Here is a 1,525-nt window from a genome sequence, read left to right on the forward strand (position 1 = left end):
TCTCAAGAGCGCCGATCAGCGGGTGACGAAGCTGCTCGACACCTCCGAAGGCCTGATCGCGATGATCGCCGACAGCGGCGTGGAGACGTCGGACGCGCCGCTGATCCGCGCGGTCGTCGAGACCGCCAAGCGGATCTCGGCCGAGTTCGAGGCCGCGATCGATCGCGGCGAGATCACGCTCGACCAGCTCATGGACGAGAAGTACCGGGAAATTCCCGACACCGATCCAAAGCAATATCTCACCAGCTACGTCGACTTCGCCGACCGCGTGCTGCCCGCCATCCAGGACCCGATCCAGAAATCCGACCCCCGCATCGTTTTCTGCGTCGCCTGGGCCAGGGGCGGCTACCTGCCGACCCACAATCCGAACTACCGCCTGCCGCAGGGCAAGGACCCGGTCTGGAACAACGCCAATTGCCGCAACCGCCGCCTGTTCAACGACCGCGCGGTGAAGAAGGTCGCTGCGAACACCAAGCCGTTCCTGCTCCAGACCTACCGCCGCGACATGGGCGGCGGGCAGTTCGTGCTGATGAAGGACCTGTCGTCGCCGATCATGGTCCGCGGCAAGCACTGGGGCGCGTTCCGGATGGGCTTCCGGCAGGGCTGACGACCGCTCCTGCGGCCCTCACATCAAAATCTGAAAAACAACCCCATGCACAGTAGCCGGGGCGTGAGGAATCAATGGCTTGTGCCTCATCGCACGCAAGGCGCCTGACGAACCCTTGACCCGTCGGGCAAAACAGGGATAGAATACCAATATTCCGAAATCGTACTTGCAGCAGAGGGGCTGCTCACCGCACGAGTCCTGCGTCTGCCCCGGAGCAGATCAGCGACGGGTCCTGGCGCGAGCCCTTCTCGCGTTGCTCGTCGACCTTTTGCAGCCGAGCGTCGAAGCCGCCAGCACTGGTGCGACGGCCGATGTTGCCATAGAAAGGCTGCCGCATATTCGGGGCGCGAGCCCGAACACAATCAGCTGGTTTTCGATGTCCCTTCCACCCACCCAAATCGGCGCGCCGCTTTCCGAGATCGATACACCGGCGCTGATCATCGACCTCGACGCCTTCGAGCGCAATCTCGACACGATGGCGATAGCGGTCGGCAAGCTCGGCGTTCGGTTGCGTCCGCATGCGAAGACCCATAAGTCGCCGATCATCGCGGCCAAGCAGATCGCGCGCGGCGCGATTGGCATGTGTTGCCAGAAGGTTGCCGAGGCCGAGATCCTGGTGGCGGGCGGGGTGAGTGACGTCCTCGTCAGCAATGAGGTCGTGGGTCTGCGGAAGCTGGAACGGCTCGCGTCCCTCGCGCGCCACGCGCGCATCAGCGTTTGCGTCGACAATTCGATCGTTCTTGAGCAACTGGCGCTCGCCGCGGAACGGGCCGGCTCGCAGATCGAAGTCCTGGTCGAGGTCGACGTCGGTGCCGGTCGCTGCGGCGTCAGGCCGGGGCCAGCCGCAGCCGGCCTGGCGCGGCAGGCGGCGGGTTCGCGCTTCCTGTCGTTCGGCGGCTTACAGGCCTACCACGGCTC

The 1,525-nt window shown here is 64.9% G+C and carries 1 protein-coding gene and 1 pseudogene; both read left to right on the forward strand.

Annotated elements, in window-relative coordinates:
• Positions 1–607, forward strand: a pseudogene (locus AC1D00_RS40610) (methyl-accepting chemotaxis protein); the annotation flags it as partial.
• 253 nt (positions 608–860) lie between these two features.
• Positions 861–1,525, forward strand: a 665-nt coding sequence (locus AC1D00_RS40615; protein WP_477014576.1) for an alanine racemase, incomplete at its 3' end; no start/stop codon positions are given.

The organism is Bradyrhizobium sp. P2_E8 (assembly GCF_056403875.1).